The sequence below is a fragment of the Frankia sp. AgB32 genome, from assembly GCF_023243045.1.
In the GTDB taxonomy this organism is placed as follows: Bacteria; Actinomycetota; Actinomycetes; order Frankiales; family Frankiaceae; genus Frankia.
In genome coordinates this window covers 15065-38814 of record NZ_JALKFX010000076.1, presented here as the reverse complement: position 1 = coordinate 38814, position 23750 = coordinate 15065, and the positions used below count along the sequence as shown (strand labels likewise).

General features: G+C 73.1%; 12 protein-coding genes and 1 pseudogene. 12 read left to right on the top strand and 1 reads right to left on the bottom strand.

The window, feature by feature from the left end; all coding sequences use genetic code 11:
• Positions 1-49: 49 nt before the first annotated feature.
• Positions 50-2044 (bottom strand): alpha-1,4-glucan--maltose-1-phosphate maltosyltransferase, encoded by a 1995-nt coding sequence (locus MXD60_RS19150; RefSeq protein WP_248820694.1) that lies wholly within the window; start codon positions 2042-2044, stop codon positions 50-52.
• A gap of 890 nt (positions 2045-2934) precedes the next feature.
• Between MXD60_RS19150 and MXD60_RS19145 the strand changes: the two genes are divergently transcribed.
• The 12 genes and pseudogenes from MXD60_RS19145 (at position 2935) to acs (ending at position 23696) form a co-directional block, all read left to right on the top strand.
• Positions 2935-3510, top strand: a complete 576-nt coding sequence (locus tag MXD60_RS19145) for a TerD family protein (RefSeq protein ID WP_248820693.1) — start codon at positions 2935-2937, stop codon at positions 3508-3510.
• 346 nt (positions 3511-3856) lie between these two features.
• Positions 3857-5020 (top strand): DUF475 domain-containing protein, encoded by a 1164-nt coding sequence (locus MXD60_RS19140; protein WP_248820692.1) that lies wholly within the window; start codon positions 3857-3859, stop codon positions 5018-5020.
• Between the two features lie 227 nt (positions 5021-5247).
• Positions 5248-5922 (top strand): TerD family protein, encoded by a 675-nt coding sequence (locus MXD60_RS19135; protein ID WP_248820691.1) that lies wholly within the window; start codon positions 5248-5250, stop codon positions 5920-5922.
• A gap of 67 nt (positions 5923-5989) precedes the next feature.
• Complete coding sequence (locus MXD60_RS19130) at positions 5990-8377, top strand: hypothetical protein (RefSeq protein ID WP_248820690.1); 2388 nt, start codon at positions 5990-5992, stop codon at positions 8375-8377.
• A gap of 154 nt (positions 8378-8531) precedes the next feature.
• Positions 8532-10202 (top strand): Hsp70 family protein, encoded by a 1671-nt coding sequence (locus tag MXD60_RS19125; RefSeq protein ID WP_248820689.1) that lies wholly within the window; start codon positions 8532-8534, stop codon positions 10200-10202.
• Between the two features lie 370 nt (positions 10203-10572).
• Positions 10573-14397 carry a zinc ribbon domain-containing protein gene (locus tag MXD60_RS19120; RefSeq protein ID WP_248820688.1) on the top strand — a complete coding sequence of 1275 codons (3825 nt, stop codon included), beginning with the start codon at positions 10573-10575 and terminating at the stop codon, positions 14395-14397.
• A gap of 628 nt (positions 14398-15025) precedes the next feature.
• Positions 15026-16636 (top strand): glycoside hydrolase family 26 protein, encoded by a 1611-nt coding sequence (locus tag MXD60_RS19115; protein WP_308222537.1) that lies wholly within the window; start codon positions 15026-15028, stop codon positions 16634-16636.
• 334 nt (positions 16637-16970) lie between these two features.
• On the top strand, positions 16971-18182 hold the full coding sequence (locus MXD60_RS19110; protein ID WP_248820686.1) for an HpcH/HpaI aldolase/citrate lyase family protein: 1212 nt from the start codon (positions 16971-16973) through the stop codon (positions 18180-18182).
• Positions 18179-19531 (top strand): phosphoribosyltransferase family protein, encoded by a 1353-nt coding sequence (locus tag MXD60_RS19105; RefSeq protein ID WP_248820685.1) that lies wholly within the window; start codon positions 18179-18181, stop codon positions 19529-19531. The genes MXD60_RS19110 and MXD60_RS19105 overlap by 4 nt, the downstream gene beginning before the upstream one ends.
• The gene (locus MXD60_RS19100) at positions 19528-20736 is read left to right on the top strand and encodes a cysteine protease StiP family protein (protein ID WP_248820684.1); all 1209 of its coding nucleotides are present in this window, start codon (positions 19528-19530) and stop codon (positions 20734-20736) included. Before MXD60_RS19105 ends, MXD60_RS19100 begins: the two co-directional genes overlap by 4 nt.
• 71 nt (positions 20737-20807) lie before the next feature.
• Positions 20808-21641: pseudogene (locus tag MXD60_RS30390) on the top strand (HAD family hydrolase); the annotation flags it as partial.
• Between the two features lie 54 nt (positions 21642-21695).
• A complete protein-coding gene (acs, locus tag MXD60_RS19090; protein ID WP_248820698.1) occupies positions 21696-23696 on the top strand; it encodes an acetate--CoA ligase in 2001 nt (666 codons plus the stop codon).
• Positions 23697-23750: the final 54 nt, after the last annotated feature.

Here is a 23750-nt window from a genome sequence, read left to right as displayed (position 1 = left end):
GATGCCTCGTCCCGGACCGAGGTGTCGTGGGCGGACCGCGGCTCGTCCGTCACGACCGGGTCCGCAGGGTGAGAACGTGCGCGGGCTCGACCGACGGGTCCAGCCGCACGTAGTTGTCCCGGCCCCACTGGTAGGTGGACCCGGTGATCTCGTCGGTGACCTCGACCGTGTCGTGCCAGTCCAGCCCCAGCGCGGGCATGTCCAGCCGCACCGTGGTCCAGTACGCGTTGCGGGGGTCCAGGTTGACCACGACGAGCACGGTGTCGGCGGGGCCGGTCCCGGTGTCCGCGAGTCGCTTCGAGTAGACCATGATCTGGTCGCTGTCGGCGTGGTGCACATGCAGGTTGCGCAGCCAGTGCAGCGCCGGATGGGCCCGGCGGATCTGGTTGAGCCGGGTCAGGTAGGGCGCGAGCGATCGGCCCGCCTGCTCGGCCGCCGCCCAGTCCCGCGGCCGGTACTGGTACTTCTCCGAGTCGAGGTACTCCTCGCTGCCCGGCTTGACCGCCACGTTCTCGTACAGCTCGTAACCGGCGTACACGCCCCAGGTCGGGGACAGCGTCGCCGCGAGAACCGCGCGGATCCGGAAGGCTGCCGGCCCGCCGTCCTGGAGGTAGCCGTGCAGGATGTCCGGTGTGTTCACGAAGAAGTTCGGCCGCATGTAGTGACCGGCTTCGACGAGTTCGCGGACGTACGCCTCAAGTTCCCACTTCTCGGTCCGCCAGGTGAAATACGTGTACGACTGGGTGAAGCCGATTTTCGCCAGGGTGTGCATCATCGGCGGCCGGGTGAAAGCCTCGGCGAGGAACAGCACATCCGGCTCGGCCGCCTTCACCTGACCGATGAGCCATTCCCAGAACTCGACCGGCTTTGTGTGCGGATTGTCGACGCGGAAGATGCGCACTCCGTGCGCGGTCCAGTGCCGGACGACCCGCAGGATCTCCTGGTACAGCCCGGTCGGATCGGCGTCGAAGTTCAGCGGATAGATGTCCTGGTACTTCTTCGGCGGGTTCTCGGCGTAGGCGATCGAGCCGTCACTGCGCACGACGAACCACTCCGGATGCGCCTTCGCCCACGGGTGGTCCGGCGCGCACTGCAGGGCGAGGTCGAGCGCGATCTCCATGCCGAGCGAGCGCGCGCGGGCGACGAACAGGTCGAAGTCCTCGATCGTCCCGAGGTCCGGATGCACCGCGTCGTGGCCGCCGTGCTCACTGCCGATCGCCCACGGCGAGCCCGGGTCGTCCGGGCCGGGCACGAGGGTGTTGTTCGGGCCCTTGCGGTTGACCTCGCCGACCGGGTGGATCGGGGGCAGGTAGACGACGTCGAAGCCCATCTCCGCGATCGCCGGCAGGCGCTCGGCGGCGGTCAGGAACGTCCCCGAACGGGGCGGGTCGAGCGTCGCCCCCTCCGAACGGGGGAACATCTCGTACCAGCTGCCATACAGCGCCCTGGGCCGGTCCACCCACACGCGGTAGAGCGGCGATCGGGTGATCAGCTCTCGCAGCGGGAACGCGTCGAGCAGGCTGGCCAGGCGCGGGTCGACCGCCGCGGCGATCCGGTCGTGCGGATCCTCGAGGGTGTCGTCGCGCAACGCGGCGACCGCCCGGGCGATCTCGGCCCGGCGTCCCTCCGGCACGCCCGGCAGCGCCCGCAGCAGCAGCCGCGCGCCGTCCTCGAGGTCGACGGCGAGCTCGTCGACGGTCTGCCCCGCCCCGACCTTGAGCTCGATGCCGTGCCGCCAGGTGGCGACGGGATCGGACCATGCCTCGACGCGGTACCCCCACAGGCCTTCCTCGCCTGTGGTGATCTCCGCCTCGTAGCGGTCCGTGCCCTCGCCCACGGCGTGCATGCGGATGAACGGCGCGCCCTGGCCGTCCGGACCGGACAGCACGGCGTTCGCGCCGAGCAGATCGTGACCTTCTCGAAAGACGGTCGCGCTGACGGTGAAAGTCTCGCCCACGACCGCGCGTGCGGGCCACTGCCCACACGACACGACCGGGGTCACGTCGGAGATGACAACCCGGCCTACTGAACGTCCGATCATCATGGCGACCTTATCCAGACGAACCACGCCCCAATGGTCCGCCCTGTACGTGGCGAATAACGACACCTCTGCGTGAACGGCCTGCGACCATCTCGTGGGTGATTGTTGGTGTCGAGGTGGGTCTGTCTGCCCCGTCCGGATGGTTCGCGCTGAACCCGATGTTCCCCAGTTGCGGGACCCATGAACGTCCGAACCGTGTCCGTTGTGCTGTCGGGCGGGTGGTTTCGCGGTCCGTCAGGTGACGGTGGGCCATCGGGCCCGGTGACAGCGGGCCATCCGGTGACTGCTCGGAGCACCTCCTGTCGGTGTGATTCCGGTGGGTGTCGGGCCGAAAGCCGGCCCGAGCGGGTTCCGGGCGCGTTACAGCGGTGTGACGCGGCTCCCGGGTCGGTCGGGTCGGTGGACCGCCCGGCCGATGTCGGATTCGTGACGGCGCCGGCCGCGCCGGGCGGGTATACCCGTGCCGGCACCCGACGGCGGGTGGGAACCTCCCGGGCGAGCCGTTCGTCCCGCAGAGCAGACGTACTCCGGTGCGTGGCCTCCGCGGGTGGAGGCGCGTCGACGATCGTGCCCGGCAGTACGCTGCCGGCGCCCGGCCGGCGGAGCGCCGGGCGGCGGGGGTAAGGGCGGCGTCAGGGAGTCAGGGCGTGCCACGGACCCGCGGCGCGTGCGCCGGGCGGCTCGGCGCCGGCCCCGGGCACACCGCCGACGTCCGCGAGGCACCACCGACACCCAGCACCGAAGCGGCACCCGTACCAGTTCGACCCCATCAGTATCAGCGCAGCGACGCAGGGAAGCACCCGGCGACACGACGAACAGCGCCACCAGCGAACAGTGCCACCAGCGAACAGCGCCACACCCGAACAGCGGTCAACACGGAGCAGGAGGACATCGTGGGAGTCAGTCTCAGCAAGGGCGGCAACGTCTCGCTGTCGAAGGAGGCCCCTGGCCTGACCAGCATCCTCGTCGGTCTCGGCTGGGACGCGCGCAGCACGACCGGCGCGGACTTCGACCTCGACGCCAGCGCCATCGCGTGCCGGGCCGACGGGAAGGTGGTCTCGGACGGGTTCTTCATCTTCTTCAACAACCTCAAGAGCCCCGACGGTTCGATCCAGCACCAGGGCGACAACCTCACCGGTGAGGGCGAGGGCGACGACGAGGCCATCACGGTGGCCCTGACCTCCCTGCCGGCGGAGATCGACAAGATCGTGTTCCCGGTCTCGATCTACGACGCGGAGACGCGCCAGCAGAACTTCGGCCAGGTCCGCAACGCCTTCATCCGCATCGTCAACGGCGCCGGCGGTACCGAGATCGCCCGCTACGACCTCACCGAGGACGCCTCCACCGAGACGGCCATGGTGTTCGGCGAGGTCTACCGGCACGGCGCCGACTGGAAGTTCCGGGCCGTCGGTCAGGGCTACGCCTCCGGTCTCGCCGGGATCGCGCGGGACTTCGGCGTCAACGTCTGACGCGGGGCCGTCGACGGGCCGCCCCGGTCGTCTGACACGGGGCGGCTCAGCCGGCGCAGGCGTCATCGGTGCGGGACCACCGGTGCCGTGCCGTGCCGTTCGGTCCACCGGTAGCTGTGGGGCGTCGTGCACGGGTAGCGGGTGCTAGGCCCGCTGTAACCCGTTTGTCAGGTAGCGCCCGCCGAACTTGCAGCTACGATGCCGTCGACCGCCGTCTGGGGCCGCCTGGCCCGGGCCGACGCGGTCGCCGGCGAGTTCAGGCGACGGGGATGGATCCGAGGGACCGCGGATCTGCCACGCGGCGCGACCGGGGTCTGGCGATTGGTCCTGGAAGGTGTTGATAGGCGTGCACGCCCTGCGGATCTTCGGGTGGTCTCTGGCGATCACCGTGCTGGGGGTGGCCGCCGCGGGAGTGATCGGCGGCCCCCGGGACGCGGCGCTCGTGGCGATTCTCGCGGTACTTGAGATCAGCCTCTCGTTCGACAACGCGGTCATCAACGCGACGATTCTGCGTCGCATGAGCGCGTTCTGGCAGAAGATCTTCCTGACCGTCGGCGTGCTCATCGCCGTGTTCGGCATGCGGCTGCTCTTCCCCATCGTGATCGTGGCGCTCACCGCGCACCTGAGCCCGGCCGACGTCTTCGACCTGGCGCTCAACCACGGCGACGAGTACGGGGAGAAGCTCAACGCCGCCCATCCGGCGATCGCTGCGTTCGGCGGGATCTTCCTGTTCATGCTGTTCCTGGACTTCCTGTTCGACCCCGAGCGGGACGTCCAGTGGATCAAGAAGCTGGAGGAACCGCTGCGCCGCGCCGGCCAGCTCGACGTCATCCCGATCGTGATCGCGCTCGTCTCGCTGCTCGTCGTCGGCGAGGCGTTCTCCGGCGACCACACGCAGCAGGTGCTGACGTCCGGCGTCGCCGGACTCGCCACCTACCTGGGGGTGCGGGGCCTCGGTGAGTTCTTCGAGTCCCGCGGGGTCGGTGAGGAGGCCGAGGACGACGAGGCCGAGGCCGAGGAACCCGCCGCCGCGCCGGCCGCCCGGACCGGCGCCGCGTCGGGTACGCCGAAGCTCGTGCTCGCCACCGGCAAGGCCGCCGCGTTCCTGTTCCTGTACCTGGAGGTCATCGACGCGTCGTTCTCGTTCGACGGTGTGGTCGGAGCCTTCGCCATCTCGCAGAACATCTTCATCATCGCCGCCGGTCTGGGCATCGGCGCGATGTACATCCGGTCCCTGACGGTGTACCTCGTCCGCCGGGGCACCCTGTCCGAGTACATCTACCTGGAGCACGGCGCGCACTACGCGATCGGAGCGCTGGCGATCATCCTCGCGATCTCGATCGAGACGGAGGTCCCGGAGATCGTCACCGGCCTCGTCGGGGTGGCCTTCATCGGGCTGGCGCTGATCTCGTCCATCCTGCACCGTCGGCGCCTGGCCGCCGACGAGGGGCCGACGACCGCCGGTGACGGCGACGACGCGGACCGGCAGCCGGTCGGCGCACCGCTGTAGGCCGTGGGCGCCCATCGCGGCGGCGGGACCCGCCGGGGACGCGACCCGAAGCGAAATCGGTCCGACGCCGATGTGACATTGTCAGAGGACTATCAGTAACCGGACGTGCCGGAGCCGATCCGCCTGCCGGGTCGGCTCCCACCCCCGGGCTCCGCAGCGTCATTGTTCAACCACGGCCCTTCCGGCCGAAACCGCACAGGCAGCTGGCGACCGCGAGGGAGCGGACCATGGGCATCGACTACAACAAGCGTCCCGGGCCGGCCAGCCCGGGCTCGGTCTCCCTGAGCAAGGTGACCCTGACCAAGGCCACGCCGACCGTGTCGCTGAGCAAGCAGGGCGGCGGCGGGCGGCTGCACGTCAACCTGAACTGGAACCAGAACCCGGGCGGCGGCGCCCCGCAGAAGGGCGGCTTCCTCAAGCGGGTGCTCGGCGCGGCCGGCGGCGGGACCGACCTGGACCTGGCCGCCCTGTTCGAGCTTTCCGACGGTCGGGCGGGGGTCGTGCAGGCCCTGGGTGACGCGTTCGGATCCTTCGACGGGCCGCCCTACATCCACCTCGACGCCGACGACCGCACCGGCGCCACCGCCGGCGGGGAGAACCTGTACGTCAACCTCGCCCAGGTCGCGCAGATCCGCCGGGTGCTCGTGTTCGCCTTCATCTACGAGGGCGTCGCCTCCTTCGACCAGGCCGACGCGGTGGTCACCCTGACCCCCGCGCAGGGAGCCCCCATCGAGGTACGTCTCGACGAGAAGGCCGGTGGGGCCAGGATGTGCGCGATCGCCCTGCTGACCAATACTGGTGGCGACTTCAGCGTGAGCCGGGAGGTCCGGTACGTAAGCGGTCACCGTGAGCTCGACCAGGCTTACGGATGGGGGCTGAACTGGACCGCCGGCCGTAAGTGAGACACGCCGGCACCTCGCGATGACCCCCCCGGTCCCGCCATCCGGCGGCGAGGAGGATCGATACCCGATGTTCCAGCCACGCCGCGATCCCGCGCCCCGCACCGAGCGGACGCGCTGGTTTCCCGCGGGGCCCGCGCGCGGCGGGCCGCCCGCCGGCCACGGACCGGGCGGCGCGCCCGACGATCCGCGGGCACCGCGTTCAGGCGCCCGCGATCCGGACATGCTGGAACCCGACGTCCTGGAACCCGACGTCCTGGAACCCGACGTCCTGGAACCCGAGGTCCTGGAACCGGAGGTCCTGGAACCGGCTGGGTCCAGGTCGGACCGTCCCGCATCGGACCTTGCTGCCCCGGACGAGGCGGAGGCGGACGTCGTGGAGCCCGAACCGCGGGGGTCGGGGACGCCGGAACCCGCGGCTCCCGGACTGGACGTGCGGGGTCTCGACGTGCGGGGTCTGGACGCGCACGGCCGGGACGCGCCGCGGCGCGAGCGGTACCGGCCGGCGGACGACCCGGCCCGGCGGGACGCCACCGGGTCCGACCCGCTCGGCTGGCGCGGCGCCGGGCCCGCGGGCAACGGGCCGTCCTACGGCCGGGATCCGGCGACCCGTGCCGCCGTACCCGGCTACGTCGACCCCTCCGGTGGTCACGTCCGACGCGCATGGCCCGGCTACTCGGCGCCCGACCAGTCCGGGCCGGACCAGCCGGGGCCGCGTGGGGCGGCGTCCGAGTCCTACGGATCCGAGTACCCGGCGGCCGGCCTGCCGGAGCCCGGGTACAGGGATCCGGGCCGGCACGGCACGGGCGGCCATCCTGACGCGGGTCGCGCCGGCCCCACACCAGGCTGGGACGTGGCCGCACCGTTCGGAGTGCGCGGTTTCGGCGTGCCACCGTCCGGCTCGGCCCAGTCCGGTGACGATCCGTCGTCCGTGCCGGGCGACGCACGCCCCCCGCGGGCGGGTCGCGATCCGCTGTCCGACGCTCTGGAAGACGTCTCCGGCGGCTATCGCGCCAGCGCGGACGAGCACCGGCGGGACGAACCCGGCACTGGCGGGACCGGGCCGCGCGCGGAGCGCGCCGACCGACCTGGCGGCGAGCCCCGGCTCCCGGCGAGGGTGGTCGGCGGCTACGACCCGACCGGCTGGTCGGCGGGCGCCGCACCTGCCGGCCACGGCGACCACGGCGAGTCAGCCACCTACGGCGAGCCAGCCACTCACGGGGAGTCCGGCGGCTACGGCGAGCTCGGCGGCGAGCCGGCGACCGCCCGCGCCTACGTCGATCCCGCTCGCCCCGCCGGCCTGCGCGATGCCGGCCTGCGCGATGCCGACCCGCATGGCGCCGAGGGCGTCGCCGTGGCGGACCCGTGGCGCACCGGCGACGACCGGCACCATTCGCTGGGGCCGGCGGACCGACGCTCCCGGGAGTACCCGGACCCTCCGCTGTCGGTGGAGCCGGCCGCCTTTGGCATCGACGGCGAGCGCGTCCAGGACGGCCGCGGCGATCCTTTCGGGTCCGGTGGCGAGTCACCGACCGGTCCGGGGCACGGCGCCGCCGGCTACCCGGCGGCCGCGGGCACCCGTTCGGAGACACCCGACGCGGACGATCGTGGCCCCGCGCCGGCGGTATATCGGCCGGGTGGGGAGGCCCTCCCGCCGATCGACCCCGCAGTGAGGGCGGACAGCGGTGATCGGGCCGGGGACGGCTTCGACCTCGCCAGCTTCCTGGAGTTCGCCGGCGGCCCGAAGGTCGACAGTGGTCCGGGGTTCGACGGTGGTCCGGAGGTCGACAGTGCTCCGGAGGTCGACAGTGCTCCGGAGGTCGACAGTGCTCTGGAACCCGACGTGGTTGTGGAGATCGATGGCGCACCGGAGTTCGACGGCCCGGCGGAGCCCGAGGGAGCCCAGGTGGCTGGTGGCGGTGGACCGGGGGTGGACGACGGGGTGAGGAAGCCTTCCCCCGACGGGATCGCGGCGGCCGCCGACAGGCTTGCCGACTCGGTCGGGGCCGTGCAGGCGGTCGCGCTGGAGCGGCTCGCCGGCCGGGTCGACGAACTGGCCCGCCTGCGGCGCCTCGATTCCGATCTGGTCGACCGGTTGCACGCCGAGAACAGCCGGCTGCGTTCCGGGGAGCTCACCGAGGCGATGGCCCCGCTCCTGCGCGGGCTGATCAGACTGCACGACCAGATGGGTAGCCTGGGGGCCGACGATCCACAGAGCGTCGCCGGCATCCTGCGCAAGCAGCTGCTCCAGGTCCTGGACTTCGCCGTGGACGTGCGGCCGTACACGGCGGTGCCGGGTGGGACCTTCGACCCCGCACGGCATCTGGGCGTGCGGCGGGTACCCACGGACGACCAGAGCCGGGACGGGACGATTGCCCGTACCGTGCGTCCCGGCTTCGTCCGGGGCGAGACGACTGTCGTCCGGCCGGCCGAGACCGAGGTCTACCGCGCCCGCTGAGTGGGCGGCCGTGGGCCGGCGTGCGCCGAGTGGCTGGCCGGCTCCGCGCTGCGGATCGTCCGGGTGGTCGCAGCGCCGCCGTGGGTGAGAGACGGCCCGTCCGCGCAAGAGCGGCGAGGCGCGACAACATTGTGCGAAGAGGAGAGTTCAGACGGTGGCGGGTACCAAGGTGTTCGGGATCGACCTGGGCACGACCTACTCCTGCATCGCCCAGGTCGACGAGTACGGCCGACCGGACGTGATCCGCAACATCGAGTCCCAGCCGACGACGCCGTCGGTGGTCCTGTTCGACGAGGGCGCCGCGGGCGCCACGTCGTTCGTGGTGGGGACCCAGGCGAAGCGGCAGGCACGCATCCGCCCCGACGATGTCGCCAGGCTGGTCAAGCGGCACATGGGGACGTCGGACTGGCGCTTCGTCGCGCATGACGTCGAGTACAGCGCCGCGTCGGTGTCGAGCCTGGTCCTCAAGGCGCTCGCGGCGGACGCGGAGCGGGCCACCGGCACGCCGGTGACCGACGTGGTCATCACGGTCCCGGCCTACTTCGGCGACGAGGAGCGCAAGGCGACGAAGCTCGCCGGTGACCTGGCCGGCCTCAACGTCGTCGACATCATCAACGAGCCGACGGCTGCCGCGTTCGCGTACGGGTTCGGCCAGGACGGCGCCGAGGAGTCGACCGTGCTGGTCTACGACCTCGGCGGCGGCACGTTCGACACGACGGTCATCCGGCTCAGCGAGAGTGCGATCACCGTGGTCGCGACGGACGGCGACCACGAGCTCGGCGGGGCGGACTGGGACAACGAGCTGGTCCGCTACCTGGCGCAGAAGTTCACCGAGGCGGAGCCGGAGGCGGGCGACCCGCTCGACGACGTCTACGACGAGCAGGAGCTGCTGACGGCGGCCGAGGACGCCAAGCTCGCGCTGTCGGGCCGGGACAGCGTCGACGTCCTCGTCGTGCACAGGGGCCACCGGGTCAGCGTGCCGGTGACCAGGGCGACCTTCGAGGAGATCACCGGCCCGCTGCTGCGGCGCACCCTGGATCTGACCGGTTCCGTGCTGGAACGGGCCCGGGAGAAGGGGGTCGAGAAGATCGACCTGTGTCTGCTCGTCGGCGGCATGAGCAAGACGCCGGCGGTGGCTCGGCGGTTGCAGGAGTCGTTCGGGCTGACCTCGCGGCTGGCCGATCCGGATCTCGCGGTGGCCAAGGGCGCCGCGGTCTTCGGGCAGAAGAAGGAGCTGGAGCGCGCCGTGCACTCCGACCTCGTCGCCAGCGGGGCACTGCGGCCAGATCAGGAGCTCGCGGCGGCCGACGCGGCGGACGTGGAGAAGGCGGCGGCGGCGAGCGCCGGCGAGGCGGGACTCGCCACGGCCTCGGTGGTCGATCTTGTCCGAACAAAAGTGACCAATGTCACATCCCGCGGGTTTGGCATCTTCGCCGAGGACCGTGGAGTGCCGGTCGCGGCCTTCCTCGCGCATCAGAACGACGCGCTGCCGATCTCGGTGACCCGCACCTTCTACACCGTCACCGACGACCAGGCCGAGGTGGACATCCGGGTGTTCGAGCAGGGCACCACGACCGAGTCGACGGAAATCGACGACAACAAGGTGATCGTCGCCGGCGCCATCACCGGAATTCCGCCGGGTCACCAGCGCGGCACGCCCGTCGAGGTGACCTTCTCGATGGCCGCGGACCAGACCATCCGGGTTACCGCATCGCACGAGGGTGCCGCCTCCGCGCTGGTACTTCAGGTGCACGCGGGCGTCGGCTCGGAGGAGATGCGGGCCGCGGAGTCGGCGAAGGTCAACCTCCTCAAGCAGCGGGACTGACCACCGCCTCTCTGCGACCTGCGCTTTTCCGAACTACATTTAAGAATTAGTAACTTCGTAAGTTATTAAAAAGCAATCATCCATCTTCGTGGGCGCTTTCGGGTATCGGCCCGGAAGTCGATATGGTTCACCGCAGACACCCAAACATGACCGGGAACGGGCGGGAACGGCGATGCCGGGCCGGCCCCCACCGCGGCCGGACCGGGTGTCCGCGACGTCCGGGCCCGTGGCAGGGCGTCGCTCCGTACTCTCAGGTGTGGGCCTGCGGGTGGGGGGCGGTTGACCTGCCGCCCCGCCTCCCGCATTCGGTGTCCGTGGACCTGTCGGATCGCCGTTCGGCCCGACGGGCAGGTGGGACGAAGGTGGATCGTTGAGCGCGGCGTTCGATGGCAGCGGGTACCGCCAGCGCGTGCTGGCGCCGTTGCGGGCGGGCTCCTCCGTGGACACGGCCGACCCCTTTCTGATCGCCGGTCTCGACCCGACGGTCGGTCATACCGACTCGGAGGTCGGCGCGCATCTGGTTCGGGTGTTGGCCTTCCTGCAACGCGAGCGCAACTCCGCCAAGTACGCGACGTTGGCCACCGAGCTGGTCCGCCGCCGCGTCGAGTGGGAGGAGCCGCTGCGCGAGACACAGACCCGGGAGCGCGTCCGCGCCCGAGTGCTGGCCGCCCGCCGCAGCGGTGACGCCGAGCGACTGGCCAAGGTCGACGGCTACCTCGCCACGGTGCGGGAGCGCTTCGGCGGCATCCCCGCCTCGCGGGTCGACGGGCTGCGCCGGCTCGCGGTAGCCGCCGGGGTGACCGTCGAGGAGTTCGACGCTCGGCTCAGCCGCGAGCAGATCATCATCGACGGCGTCGGTGGCGGGGTGAAACCGTTGCCGAGCGAGGTTCGCCGGCAGATCGCCGAACGGCTCGGCGAGCTGCGCGCGCTGCGCGGCGGCGACCGGGTGTCCACCGCCTCGCTGTGGGCCTTCCTCGGTCTCGCCCCCGACGCCTCGCCGGCACGGCTCAGCGCCGCCTACGCGGCGGCGGGCGCGGCCAACAACCGCCGTCCGCACGACCGGGAGAAGACGGTCACCGCCGACCTGCTGGCGCTGGTCTCGGCCCGGCTCATCGAGGGCGACCCGGCCGCGTACACCGTCGGCCTGCTCGCCGACGCCGCCGACGAGCTGCGCCCCGCCGTCGAGGAACACGTCGTGCTCGACGGCGAGCTCACCGCCGTCGCCTTCGAGGGCCTCGTGCGCGCGGCGCTCGCCACCGGCCGCGGCCTCACCGCGGCGCAGGCAAAGGCCGTGGTGCTGGGGGTCGCCCGGGAACTCGGCGCGGCGGTGAACGTCGGCGGCGTCGTCGACTATGTGGTCTGCCCGGGCTGCGGGCGGCCGGAGGCAGCGGGCGCGGCCCGCCAGTGCCGGTACTGCGACACCGACCTGTACACCGGCTGCCCGTCCTGCGGGTCGATGACCGAGGCCGCCGCGGTCGTGTGCCGCCACTGCGGCCACAGCCTGCGCCAGGCGCGGGAGGCGGCAGAGGCACTCGCGGCGGTGCGACGCGCGCTGGAGAGCGGGCATCCCCGTTCCGCCGGGGACCTCCTGGCCGCCGCGCGTCCGGTGCTGGCGGCCGTCGGCGGGCCGGTCGCCGGCGCCGCCGAGGAACGCGGCGCCCGGGTGGCGGCCGCGCGCGGCGCGGCCGACGCCGGCTGGCGCGCCCTGGCCGAGGCCCGCGCGGCCAGCCGGGCCGACGCCGCGCTCGACGACGCCCGCTGGCTCACCGCGCAGGCGGCCGACGTGCCCGGCCCCGACGGCCGCGGCCCGGCCGAGGTCCTCGCCGAACTCGTCGCCGCGCAGGCCGTCATCCGCCGCCGGGTCGAGGCGGCGCGGGTCCTGCCGGCGGAGGCGCAGGAAGCGGCGCTGGCCGCTGTTCTCGCCACCGCCGCGGACAACCGGGAGGCTCTCGCCGCCCTCGCCGCACTGCCGCTCGCCCCGCCCGGTGAGCTCACCGCCGTGGCCGGCGCCGACGGCTCGGTGCAGTTGCGCTGGCGGCCCTCGCCGTCGGTCTGCGGACCGGTGTCGTACCGGGTCGAGCGGGTGGTCCTGGTCGAGGATGGAGGCGCGACCCTGGGCCGGCGCGGCCTGGGCACCACCCGGGCCACCGAGCTGTATGACGCCGGTGCCCCGGCGTGGACCCCGGTGCGTCATGAGATCACCGCGGTCTGCGGCGAACGCCGGTCCGAGCCGGTGGTCACCGCGCCGGTGGTGTGCACCCGCGACCTCGCCGACCTGCGCGCCGAGCGCAGCGCCAGCGGCGTGCGGCTGGAATGGCGCCTGGACGGGGCGACCTCGGTCGTCACGGTCGAGCGGACCGACCTGTCCGCGGCGGCCCAGCCGCCCCGGCGCGCCCGGGTGACCGGCGGCGTGTTCCACGACACCGACGTCGCCGTCGGGGTCTCCTACCGCTACCACGTCTTCGTCGAGTACCACGACGTGACCGGGCAGCCGGCCCGCACGCCCGGGGCCACGGCGGACATCGAGGTGATCGCCCGGCCGCGGCCCGTGCGGGATCTCGCGGCGGTCACCGCCGGTGGGCGGACCACCCTGCGGTGGACGCCGCCGCCCGGCTGGGAGGTGCGGATCTACGCGACGTCCGCCCAGCCCGGCCCGGGCGCCGGCCGCGGCGCGCTGCCGGTGCCGCTGCCGACGCCCGGCTCCGGTCCGCTGGTCATGCCCGGCTCCGGTCCACTGCCGCTGGGCGGGCTCGGCGTGGAGGGCGACGAGGTGGCGCTCGACGCGATCACCGGCCCCGTCCGGCTGGTGGCGGCGAGCCGCGCCGGCCAGGCGGTCGAGTCCGCGCCGGTCGGCGAGGCCGTCTACACCCCGGTGACGGTCCACGGGGCCAGGGCCGTGGTCGGCCGGGCCGTGCGGCACGTCGTCATCGAGCCGGTGCGTGACCTGCGGGCCGACGACCGCGGCGAGTCGATCATCCTGTCGTTCCAGATGCCGCCCGGGGTGAACGAGGCCCGGGTGTTCTGGCGGCGGGACCGACCGCCCACGGGTCCGGACGACCCGCTCGCCGCCAGCGCGAGGGTGACGAACGCCAGCCTGGAGATCAAGGGCGGCTGGCATCTCGCGGCACCCGCCGACGGCTGGGCCTACCACGTCGCGGCCTACCCGGTGTACCGGGTCGGTGGGATCGCCCGGATCGCGGGGGCCGGTGCCTCCGTGCTGGCCCGCGCCGCCACCCGCGCCGACCCGCCGCCGGCCGGCGTCCCCGCGGCCATCTCCCCGAGCACCGGGGCCCCCGTCATCGGGCATGTCGCCGCGGCCGCGCCCGGGGCCGCGGGAGCGCGCCCGGGCGCCGGGCCGCGGGGCGGCCAGGACTCGATCACCGCCCCGCCTCCGCGGGGCGGCCCGGCCCACCCGCCCAGCGGGGCCTGTCCGCTGCCCGTTCCGGTCGGGGTGGGCCAGAGCGGCCCGGGTGCGACGCTCGCCCGGGCGGGACGGACCGGTCCCACCCCGGCGACGAACCCGTTGGCGCGCCACAACGCACCGCCAAACCCGCTGGTCGCGCCGGTCGGTCACCCCGCGGAGGGGCCCGTCGTGCCCGCTGGCGGCCCGGTGGGTCCACCCACGGGGGGAATGCCGTTCGGGGTGGGTCGGCCCCCCCACCGGGCACCCGGGGACGGGGAAGGGGTCTTTCCCGCGGACGCCGGTGCGCCGGCGGGTGTCACGGGGCCGCTGGCCGTCGGTGCCGACGGCCCGGGCACGGCCGACGGCACCGGCCCGGGGCGCACCGCGACCACTGGTCCGCACGATGCTGGTCCGTACGATGCTGGTCCGCACGACGCTGGTCCCCACGAGGGTGGTCAGCGCGGTGAGTCCGCTGCGCGGCGGCCGACGGTGAGCTATTCGGTGAGCCGTTCCGGGTGGCGGCGGCGGACGATGCGGGTGCAGGTCCGCACCTCCGGTCCGGTCGGCGAGCTGATCCTGTTCGCCCGGCCGGGCACCGCGCCGCCGCGGGCCGCCGTAGAGGCGCATGAACTGTCCCGGCTGGCGCCGGTGGACCAGGCGGTGACGCGGACCATCGACGTGACCCTGGACGGGGCCCAGCTGCCCTGGGGAGTGCGGCTGCTGCCGGCGTCGATGAATCCGGTCGGCTGGACCGTCGCGCATCCGGCCGACGAGGACCTGGTCGTCCGCTGACCCCCGGACGGGGGAGTGACCACTGCCCGTACGGGGGAGCGCCGCCCCGACGATCCATTGGCGGAATGTTGGCCTTGTGCTGCTCTTGTGGGGTGATATGCGATCAGATCGGCAAGAATGTCACTACCACGGAAAGTATTCACCCCGGCGCTGTTCCTCGCCCCGGGTGCTCCGTTTACGATTGGTTCCGTCACGCGTAGTTCCAGTACCGGCCTGATGGGTGTTTGCCGTCAGGTCGGGGCACCTGTCGGTCCGTCCCGACCGCGAGGTCGGGGTCGGTGGCATCACGAACGGGCGGCCCTCGCGCCGCCCGATCGACGACCCGGCGCGGTGTCGTCGAGCCTGATGGAACGCTGAGCGGCCGCACATCCGCGGCCCGCGCGGAGGGGACGTCTCATCGGGCGCTCGTGATGCGGCCTGCCCCGCCGGCGGTCGGTGCTGTGGGCGGCAGGTGTCTCACGCCCACGTCGAAAGGCAACGCGCGAGCATGGCCTCGACCTCTCGTGGCCGACCAACCCCTCCGGTCGGCCGTCCGGTTTCACCCCTGTCCCGACCTCGCGGCGGGCCGGGCCGACCGCGGGTCGGCCGTCGCCGCGGCCCGGCCCGTACCAGCGTCCGGCTCGGCCTCGTGTCCGTGTTTGTCCTCGGCGCCCTGGGAGCGCTCACCCCGGTCGCCAACGCCGCCGGGCAGACGCCGAGCCCCCAGCCCGGGGTGCCGTTGACGACGATGACCCCGCAGACCAACAGCAGCATCACGATGGTGCTGTTCGACCAGGACATCGTGCTGGTCGGTGGGCGCAACTTCACTCCCAGCGACGACGTCACGGTCGCCGCGCAGACCACCGACCTGGGCGGCAGCGCGCTGATCAAGGCGGACGGCGACGGACGGTTCATCCTTGGTTTCCGGGTGCCGGCCGACTTCAAGGGCGCGGTGAACATCCGGGCGACCCAGGGCGGCAAGGCCGTCGGCAACTCCCTCGACGTCACCGGGCCCGAGGCCGCCGCCCAGGAGTTCAAGGCGGCGCCGCCGCTGCCCGACCTGCCGGTCGGCAGCGGCGCCACGACGGATACCGGCGCCGGGACCTCGTCGAGTCTCTCGCCCACGCCCAGCAGCCCCGAGGTGTCCACGACCCCCTTCCCGACACCGACGTCGCTGCGCCCGACCGCCGCGCCCACGACCCCGCTGACCCCGACCGCGACGCCACGCCGGCGCGGTGGGACCAGCCCGTCGCCGTCGACCACGGTCGCGCCCCTCCCGTCGGTCACCGACTCCTCGGCGACACCGGCGACCCCGACCGCCCCGGCAGCCAAGCCCGCCCCGGCGGCCGGCGGCACCGCTGACATCGACGCCGGCGGCCCGCAGTCCGGCCTGCCCTGGCTGTCCGGTTTCCAGTCCCACCAGGTCGCCCAGCTGACCGAGTTCGGAAGCTGGCGGGGCCGTCCCAACGACCTCGTCCACGTCTACACCGACCGCACGTCCGGCTGGGGCGGGCTGGTCGAGCCGACCTGGCCGGTCGACCTGTTCAAGGGCTTCGCCGGCAAGCTGCTGATCAGTGAGCCGACCTACCCGAGGAGCGGCGGCAGCAACAGCGACTGCGCCAAGGGCGCCTACGACGACCAGTGGAAGAAGCTCGGCTCGTTCCTGGTGGCCCACAGCCGGGCCGACTCGATCGTCCGGATCGGCTGGGAGTTCAACGGGACCTTCATGTACTGGCACACCGATGCCGACCCGACGGTCTTCAGGACCTGCTTCCAGAAGATCGCCACCGCGATCCGGTCCACCGACCCGCAGGTCCTGATCGACTGGACGTTCAACGCGCACAACTCGCCGGTGCCCAGCGGCAACAGCCCCTGGAGCGCCTACCCCGGCGACGAGTACGTCGACTACGTCGGCATCGACGCGTACGACCACTACCCGCCGTCCAAGGACGAGGCGACGTGGAACAAGCAGTGCGAGGACGTCAACGGGCTGTGCTACGTGATCCGGTTCGCCCGGGAGCACGGGAAGAAGGTCGGCGTCGGCGAGTGGGGGGTCGCCTCCTGCTCCGGTGACGGCGGCGGCGACAACCCGTTCTACATCCAGAAGATGTTCGAGACGTTCAAGGCGGCCGGCGACGTGATGGGATACGACGCCTACTTCAGCGATCCGACGCCCGGCAACGTCTGTTCGACGATCACGAACGGTGGCCAGAACCCGAAGGCGGCGGCCGAGTACAAGCAGCTCTTCGGCAAGGCGTAACACCGGCGGCAGCACGCGGCGAAGGGCCGGGACGGATCACCACGTCCCGGCCCTTCGTCGCGCCTCGACCCGTTCCCGGGGTGACGCCGATGCGTCGGCAAAGTCGCAGGTAGGCGGCCTGACGGTGGCCCCGCGGTGACGCCTGGGTGTCGGTAGGCCGACCCGCGTCATTGTCTGTCGTCAGGCACCCCCGGGCGGGTACCGTCACCCCAAAGGCGACGTTTCACGATCTTGCCTTGTTCGGTCGGCAGGTCCGGTTTCCCGGCCCCGGCCGGGCAGGGGCCCGGGACCCGGGTCGCGCGACGCCGCCGCTGGAGAACGAGGGGACCGTCGCTTGCGCCATTTCGCCTTCCTCGACCCACACGCCGCCGAAGCACTGTTCCACCGGCCGCCGGAGACGATCGATCCGGCCGGCGACCGCAGGTTGCTGGCCACCGCACTGGGCGCCACCCTCTACGCGCCCGGCACCCGGCCCCGGCTGGCGAACGATGTGCGCAGGCAGACCGCGGCCGGGGTGACGTCCATGGTGCTGTGCCTGGAGGACTCGATCGCCGACACCGACGTCGCCGATGCCGAGTCGAACGTGATCGCCGCGCTGCGCGGGCTGGCGGAGGAACCGCCCGACCACGGCGGCGGGCCACCGCTGCTGTTCGTCCGGGTCCGGGCCACCGGCCAGATTCCGGACATCGTCGCCCGGCTGGGCCCGCGGGGGACGGCCAGCCTGTCCGGCTTCGTCCTGCCCAAGTTCACCGAGGAGAGCGGCGCGGCGGCCCTCGACGCGGTGCTGCGCGCCGGGGAGACGGCCGGTCGGCCGCTGTGGGCGATGCCGGTGCTGGAGAGCCCGCCCGTGATCAACCGGGAGACCCGGATCGACGCGCTGACCGCGGTGCGCCGCCTGGTCGACAAGCACGCCGACCAGGTGCTGGCGATCCGCCTCGGGGCCACCGACCTGTGCGGCCTGTTCGGCCTGCGCCGCGACCGTGACCTGACGATCTACGACATCGCGGTGGTGCGTGACTGCATCGCCGACATCGTGAACATCTGCGCCCGCGGCGGCGAGCACATCGTCACCGGCCCTGTCTGGGAGTACTTCGCCCAGCCGGAGCGGCTGTTCGTCAGCTCGCTGCGGGTCGGCCCGTTCGCGCAGGCCGACCTGGCGGACGGTGGGCAGTCCGCCATCCGGATGCGCAACGCCCTGGTCTCCGCCGATCTCGACCGGCTGATCCGGGAGGTCGTCCTGGACAAGGCCAACGGGCTGAACGGCAAGACGGTGATCCATCCCAGTCATGTCCCGGCGGTGCACGCGCTGCAGGTCGTCAGCCAGGAGGAGTACGCGGACGCCGAGTCGATCATTGCCGGCAGTGCCGGCGGGGTGCGGCCGAGCAGCTACGCCAACAAGATGAACGAGCTGGGCCCGCACCGGGCCTGGGCCGAGGCGGTGCTGCGCCGGGCGCGGGCGTTCGGCGTGCTGCGCGAGGGCGACACGTTCGTCGAGGTTCTCGCCGCGACCCGGACCGCTCTCGAAAACGCACGGGTGCCCCGGTGACCACGGCCACCGGGGCAGCCGGCCGCGGCGCTCGATCCCCGGCGGACGCGGGGTGGCTGTGGACGGAGCTCGGGCTCACCGTCGACGTGACCGCCGACGTGGGTGGCGGCGGTCTGGACGCGCTGGTGGGGCTCGCGCTGCGGCGCAACCCGCGCCGGGCCCACCTGCTGGTCAGCCGCGTTCTCGGCAAGCACCTGCCGGTCGCGCCGGCCGCCGGGCTGGAGGTGGGCGCGGCCCTGGCCGGGCTGGTCCGGGACCTGCCCGGCTATCCGGGCGTCGGCGGGCTCGTCATCGGCTACTGCGAGACGGCCACGGCGCTGGGCCACACGGTCGCCGACGGCCTGCCAGGCAGCCACTACCTGCACACCACCCGTCGGGACCTGCCCGGCGTGCCGCCGGTGCTGGAGTTCACCGAGTCGCACTCGCACGCCTCGCACCACTGGCTCGTCCCCGAGGACCCGTCGATCCTGGCGACCGACGAGCCGATCGTGCTCGTCGACGACGAGCTGTCGACCGGGCGCACGGCGCTCGGCACCATCCGCATCCTGCACGAGCACGTCCCCCGCGGGCACTACGTCGTGGCCGCCCTGGTGGACGCCCGGCCGACGGCGGCCCGGGCGGCGTTCGACGACCTCGCCGCCGAACTCGGCGTGCGGATCGACGTCGTCGCCCTCGTCGCCGCCACGGTCACCGTCCCCCCGGAGATCGCCGAGCGGGCCGCGGCGATCCGCGCCCGGTTCACCCCCGCGGCCGGCACCGACCGGGCCGGCATCGACCGGGCCGGCACCGCCGCGGAGGGGAGCGTGCGGTGGCTGACCGCCGCCTGGCCGGCCGACCTGCCCGACGGCGGGCGGCACGGGTGGTCGGCGCAGCACCGGCGCCGACTCGAGGACCTCCTCGCCTCCCTGGCCACCACGGTCCGGTCCGCGCTGACCCGGCCGGCGGGTCGCACGCTCGTGCTGGGCACCGAGGAGTTCATGTACGTGCCGATGCGGATCGCGGCCGAGCTGGCCCGCGGCGGTCCGGGCGAGGTGCGCTACCAGTCGACGACCCGTTCGCCCGTCCACCCGGTCGATGTCGACGGCTATGCCATCCGCGCCGCGCTGACCTTCCCGGCGCCGGACGACCCCCGCCGGGTCAGCCATGTGTACAACGTCGGTCCGGACCGCTACGACGACATCGTCGTGGCCGTCGACTCGGGCGCCGACGCCGGATCGCCGTCCGCGCTGGCCGATCCGACCGGCCTCGTCGCCCACCTGCGCCGCTGTGCCCCGGTGACCGTGCTCACCGTCCCCTCCTACCGACCGGCCCCCCGCCCCGCCGCCCCCACGAGTGGAGCCACCCCATGAGCGAGTCCGTCCCGGTGGGTAGTGCTGTCCCGGTGGGTAGTGCCGAGCCGGTGGGTGCGGCGGTGCCGGGTCCGACGGCGCCGCGGACGATCGGCGCGGGTTCGTACGATCCCGCCGACGTCACGTTCCTGCTGACCGACCTGAGTGACGTGGCTCTGGAACGCCCCACGGAGGACCGCGAGGAGGCGATGCAGGCCGGCCGCCACTACTCCGAGGATCTTCCGGTCGAGTACCAGCCCGACGCCTCCTACCTGCGGCTTTACCACCAGGCGTTGGAGCGTTCGGCCCGGCGGGTGGCGCTGGCCACCGGCGTGGTCGCCGAGTTGGTGCGGGTCACCAGGCCCGAGCCGGTGCTGGTCTCCATCGCCCGCGCCGGCACCCCGGTCGGGATTCTCATGCGCCGCTGGTACGGCTGGCGGCACGGGCTCGACACGCCGCACCACGCCATCTCGGTGATCAAGGATCGCGGCGTCGACATGAACGCCGTGCGCTACCTGACCGAGCGGTTCGACCCGGCGGCGATCCAGTTCGTCGACGGCTGGACCGGCAAGGGCGTGATGACCCGGGTGCTCACCGAGGCCGTCGCCCCCCTCGGGCTGGACGACACCCTCGCCGTGCTCGCCGACCCGGCCCACTGCGTGCCGCTCTACGGCACCCGCGACGACTTCCTCATCCCGAGCGCCTGCCTGAACTCGACGGTCAGCGGCCTGGTCAGCCGGACGGTGCTGAACGCCGAGCACATCGGCCCGGATGACTTCCACGGCGCCAAGTTCTACGCCGAACTCGCCCCGCACGACCTGTCCCGGCACTTCATCGAGACGGTCGTCGCGCAGTTCGACGCCGTCGCGGACGAGGTCGCGGCGACCTGGCCGCGACTGTGGGCGGCCGACCGGGCGCCGACGTGGGCCGGCTGGGCGGCGGTGGAACGTATCGCCGCCGCCTACGACATCCCGGACGTCGTCATGGTGAAGCCGGGTGTCGGTGAGACCACCCGGGTGCTGCTGCGCCGGGTGCCGTGGCGGATCCTCGTCGCCCCGGACCGGCTCGACGAACTGGCCCACGTCCTGGCGCTCGCGGAGGACCGCGGGGTTCCCGTCGAGGAGATGGCCGACCTGCCGTTCTCCTGCGTCGGCCTGGTGCGCCCGCTCGGCGCCAACCCGACGTTCCACACCCCGGGCGCCCGCTGGCGCCCGGAGGCCTCGTGACCGCCGCCGGGACCCCGGCCGACGACGCCGGCGGCGGGGCTGGCGGCGGCACCGGCGGCCCGGCCCGACCGCTGGCGGCGCTCGACCTCGACAAGACGCTGATCTTCTCGGCCCGCTCGGCGCGGCTGCCCGCGGACGGGGGCGGGGGCGAGCTCGTCGAGGTGGAACGCCTCGACGGCGCGCCGCTGTCGTTCGCCACGGCCCGGGAGCTGGCGCTGCTCGCCGAGCTGGACCGCGTTGCCGTCGTCGTCCCGGTGACGACCCGCACGCTCGCCCAGTACCGCCGGGTCGACCTGCGGCTCCGGCCCCGGTACGCGATCGCGGCGAACGGCGGGCATCTGCTTGTCGACGGCGAACCCGATCCGGCGTGGGCCGCGGCGGTGGCCGCCGACGTGACCGCCGCCTGCGCCCCGCTCGCCGAGATGCGCGCCCTCGCCGAACGGTTCGCCGCCGGTGGCTGGGCCCGCGTCGTGCGCGCCGCCGACGACCTGTTCGTCTACCTCGTCGCCCACGCCCGGCCGGACATCCCGGATCTCACCGGGTTCGCGGCGGACGCGCTGGCGGCCGGCTGGGAGGTCTCCGCCCAGGGGCGCAAGGTGTACCTGGTGCCGTCGGTGCTGACCAAACAGCGCGCCGTCGACGAGGTGCGGCGCCGGGCCGGCACGGGCCTGCTGCTCGCCGCCGGGGACTCGGTGCTGGACATCCCGATGCTGCTGGCCGCCGACGCCGCCGTGCGGCCCGCGCACGGCGAGCTGCACGAGCTGGGCTGGTCGGCGCCGCGCGTCACGGTCACCGCCGCGGCCGGCGCGCTCGCCGGCGAGGAACTGGTCACGGCCCTGCTCGCCCGGGCCCGCGCCGCGACCCACCGGCCAGACGGGCCGAACCGGCCGCCGACGCGGCCGGCTGAGGACTGCGCGCGGGCCCGCGTTCGTGGTAGACCGGTGATCATCGGTGACCGAATCGGTCCCGGACACATCGACGTGGGAGGAACCGTGGCGGACCTGGCGGCGACGCTCGAAGACCTGCTGGCCGTGGAGAGCTTCGACCCGCCGGCCGGGTTCACCCGGCGCCGGCCGGTCGACGCCGACCGCGCCGCCGCCGACGCCGACCCGCAGGCGTTCTGGGCCGACGCCGCCCGCGAGCTGCTGACCTGGGACAAGCCGTTCACCCAGGTCCTCGACGACACGAAGGCGCCCTTCTACACCTGGTTCGCCGACGGCGAGCTGAACCTGTCCGCCAACTGCCTGGACCGCCATGTCGCCGCCGGCCGCGGCGAACGGGTCGCGTTCCACTGGCGTGGGGAGGAGGGCGAGCGCCGCGACGTGACCTACGCGGACCTGCTCGCCGACACCCAGCGCCTCGCCAACGGGCTCAGTGCGCTCGGGGTGCGCGCCGGCGACGTCGTCGGCATCTTCCTGCCGATGATTCCCGAGGTGGCGGTCGCGATGCTGGCCTGCGCCCGGATCGGCGCGGTGCACAACGTGGTCTTCGGCGGGTTCGCGCCGTCCGCGGTGCGGGAGCGGATGGAGGTCTCCGACGCGAAGGTGCTCATCACCGTCGACGGCGCGCGGCGCAAGGGCCGGCGCGCCCCGGTGAAGGCCGCCGTCGACGCCGAGCTCGGCGAACTGCCGGCGCTGGAGCACATCGTCGTGGTGCGCGGTCCGGGGGAGAACCCCGGCGAGGTGCCGATGACTCCCGGGCGTGACGTCTGGTTCGACGAGCTGCTCGCCGGCGCGGACCCGGACTGCCCGGCGATCCCGCTGCCCGCGGAGCATCCGCTTTTCATCCTGTACAGCTCCGGGTCGACGGCGAAGCCGAAGGGCATCCTGCACTCCACCGCCGGCTATCTGCTCGGTGCGACGTACACCCACCGGATGGTGTTCGACATCGATCCGGACACCGACGTGTACTGGTGCTCCGCGGACGTCGGCTGGATCACCGGCCATTCCTACATCGTGTACGGTCCGCTCTCGAACGGCGCGACGAGCGTGATGTACGAGGGCGCGCCGGACTACCCGGACCACGACATCTGGTGGCGGATCGTCGAGGAATATCGGGTCACGGTGTTCTACACGGCGCCCACCGCGATCCGGTCCTGCATCAAGTGGGGCGCCGAGTACCCGGGCCGCCACGACCTGTCGTCACTGCGGGTGCTCGGCACGGTCGGCGAGCCGATCAACCCGAAGGCCTGGCTGTGGTACCACCTGGTGATCGGCGGCGGCCGTTGCCCGATCGTGGACACCTGGTGGCAGACCGAGACCGGCTCGGTGCTGATCTCGCCGCTGGCCGGGGTGACGCCGACCAGGCCGGGCTCGGCGACGAAGCCGCTGCCGGGGATCAGCCCGGCGCTGCTCAGCGAGGACGGCGAGCCGGTCACCGAGGGCACCGGCATCCTGGTGATCACCAAGCCGTGGCCGTCGATGCTGCGCACCCTCTACAAGGACGACGACCGCTTCGTCGAGACGTACTTCTCCCGGTTCGGGCCGACGACGTACGTGGTCGGCGACGCGGCCCGGCTCGACGCCGACGGCTACTTCTGGATCATCGGCCGGATCGACGACGTGATCAACGTGTCGGGGCACCGGCTGTCCACCGCGGAGGTCGAGTCGGCGATCGTCGCCCACGAGGCCGTCGCCGAGGCCGCGGTCGTCGCGGAGCCCGACGAGCAGACCGGGCAGGCGATCGTCGCCTTCGTGACCCTGACCGGCAACCGCGCCGGCGACGCGGCCACCGAGGCCGAGCTGCGCGAGCACGTCGCCCGCCGGATCGGCAAGCTGGCCCGCCCGCGGCGGATCATCTGGGCGGACGACCTGCCGAAGACCCGCTCCGGCAAGATCATGCGCCGGCTGCTGCGCGACGTCGCCGCGGGCCGGGAGCTCGGCGATGTCACGACCCTGCGCGATCCGGCCGTCATGGCGGTCATCACCGAGGCGGTGCGGGCGGCCCACGACGACGAGTAGGAGCGCCGACCCGCGACCGGTCGGACAGCCCGATCCGACCGGCCGCGCAGCGCG